At 33.1% G+C, this 2,364-nt stretch carries 2 protein-coding genes and 3 pseudogenes; all 5 read right to left on the reverse strand.

Going from position 1 to position 2,364, the window contains the following annotated elements; genetic code table 11:
• Positions 1-139 (reverse strand): IS630 transposase-related protein (locus ARSQ2_RS12900; protein ID WP_238334389.1); only part of this gene is annotated, 139 nt, incomplete at its 3' end.
• 15 nt (positions 140-154) lie between these two features.
• Positions 155-574 (reverse strand): annotated as a pseudogene (locus tag ARSQ2_RS14275) (asparaginase domain-containing protein); the annotation flags it as partial.
• 8 nt (positions 575-582) lie between these two features.
• Positions 583-770: pseudogene (locus ARSQ2_RS14280) on the reverse strand (motility-associated protein); the annotation flags it as partial.
• Positions 771-903: 133 nt separating this feature from the next.
• Positions 904-1,473 carry a flagellar transcriptional regulator FlhC gene (gene flhC / locus ARSQ2_RS07530; protein ID WP_181994915.1) on the reverse strand — a complete coding sequence of 190 codons (570 nt, stop codon included), beginning with the start codon at positions 1,471-1,473 and terminating at the stop codon, positions 904-906.
• 2 nt (positions 1,474-1,475) lie between these two features.
• A pseudogene (gene flhD / locus ARSQ2_RS07535) lies at positions 1,476-1,823 on the reverse strand (flagellar transcriptional regulator FlhD).
• Positions 1,824-2,364 lie beyond the last annotated feature (541 nt).

The raw sequence follows: 2,364 nt of genomic DNA on the forward strand, positions 1-2,364 counted from the left end.
TCAACTCGTATTTATCGATTTTTCGCTGACGCGTAGTCGATGCTTTTGGCTCTATTTGATTAATCCAATGAGATACAGATGCAGAGCCAATCCGAAATTGCTTCGCTGTTTCTCGGATACTCAACACTTCTTCTTCCATCTTAAATATCACTTTACGTCTAAAATCAATTGAATAGCTTATATAAATAATGTCATCAAAATTAAGTCGCTTAGCTATAACAGCTTCAAATTCTTCAACAAAGTTGGTATTCATTTTAACCACATTGCGACCACTAATAACTTTATCGTCCATGGCTAATAAGACACCTCGTTTTCCCGCCTCTTTATCAGTGGCAACAATAACGGCGTTATAGAGATTTAACGGCCCATCAGCACCTAATGCTGTGGCAGGCTTTATCGCACCAACCATTGCAATTGGTTTATGACAGTGGGTGGTTAAATCTAAAAAATAAGCAGTTTACTCTAGCGTGTCAGTACCATGAGTAATGATAAAACCAGCTGTCTTGTCACAATCGGCATTAATTTTCTTCGCTAAAGTTAACCATACCTGATCATTTATATCTTGCGAACCGATATAGCTAAGCGACTTAATTTTGGTAATACGTTCAATGTTGCTTTAATCGCTTTGCCATTATTCGCTACAATAAAACCACCTAAGCCAGCCCCTAAAATAATCAAAAACTCGGCCGGTTGATAAAGAGCAGACAAATGCCCACAACAAGTAAATAACCACCTAATACTGCTCCAATAACCACAAGATAGCCTAACAATACAAGTACTTGATATTCCTTTTATTGATAATGATGAACTAGAGATACGCATTCAAAGCTAACATACCGACCTATAAGAGAGTTATGGTAAACCTAAACCATAATTCTCTATTTTATAAGCTCAGTTGCTCCACTACTGAATTTTCCCCAATACTTGCGGATGAATATCGGCAAATTGGCAAGAATGTTTACGTTTTTTGATCGCACTTGAAGGTGGTTTCCATAAACTGCAAGCAAAACTGTTCACTGGTTGGTGTGCATGGGTAATAAAAGTTCCACCGGAGCAGCGACAAGTTGATGGTTGCAACATGCCACTATAAACAAATCGAACTAGCGTCCATGCCCTTGTCAAAGTAAGTATAGGTTGTTTACTTGGTTGAGTGCGGCATTGTTCTAGATACAAACGATAAGCCCGTACGACAGCATTTATTCCCCTATAATGACCACTGGTTAATAAAAAACGATAAGCATTATAAAACATAGAAGAATGAATACTTTGTTCCCAAGTCATAAAGTAATTGGTTGAGAATGGCAACATACCTTTAGGTGGTGGATTACCCCGTAATTCCTTATACAACTTAATTAATCGTCCTCGGCTGAGTTGAGTTTCACTTTCCAACATTTGAAGACGTGCACCTAAATTAATTAAATCTATAGCCAAATGGATATCTTTTGCTTCTTGAACAATACTTTTACTCGCCATAATTATGTCTTTCTTTTTATTGATTTATCATTTTCCGATAATTGTTGGAAACAATGAGTTGATAATAAAATTCCGGTGTGAATTTGTTGTAGATCATCAACACGAGATTCCTTAGTTAATTGTTCAATCGTTTCGCTATTGTTAAATCTAAAATTACATATTAATTGATTAGTTTCAGCTAACTTAACTAACTGTGGTAATGTCAAACTAATCAATGAATCTGCCGTTTCCTCGGTGATACCCAGTCAAAATATAGCGGAAGCTTTTTCTTTCTTAAGAAGACGTTGTGCAAGTAATAAATAAGAAAGATTAATATCGTAAATTTGCTTCAATAAATCTGCTGTGTTCATATTTTTATACTCATTTATTCTATTTAGTTAAATTTTTTGGTGTTTGGCTATAAGAGTACTTACCATTAATGACATCTAATGGGTTAAATTCCTTTTATTCGGCCGCTAAAATTTCTCTATAAATCTATCTTAAAAAACCAAAGTCTTATGGTCATAACTTACTTCAAAATTTGTAAATTGAATAAAAATTTACACTTAATAACTAGAATAAGCTACATCTTTATAGCTGATTCTTACGATTATTCAGTTGTACTTAGGCTATTTAAATTTAACGTTATGTTATATCAAAAATAGCCGGCTTTTGTTATTAAACTCAATATTAATTTTTATTAATTTATCTACTCAGAAAAATAGAATAATAACCAAGGTTATTTTATTAATTTAATCAATTAATAAATATTAAAATAACCATCAATTAGCAATAATTTAAACAAAAAACGCAGTATAACGACAATAAATAGATTATAATGCTATAAAATCAGAAAAAACTAATACTCATACAAATGGGAAAAACAAAAACACGACATTTATCATTGTAAGC

The organism is Arsenophonus endosymbiont of Bemisia tabaci Q2 (assembly GCF_902713415.1).
Taxonomy (GTDB): Bacteria; Pseudomonadota; Gammaproteobacteria; order Enterobacterales; family Enterobacteriaceae; genus Arsenophonus.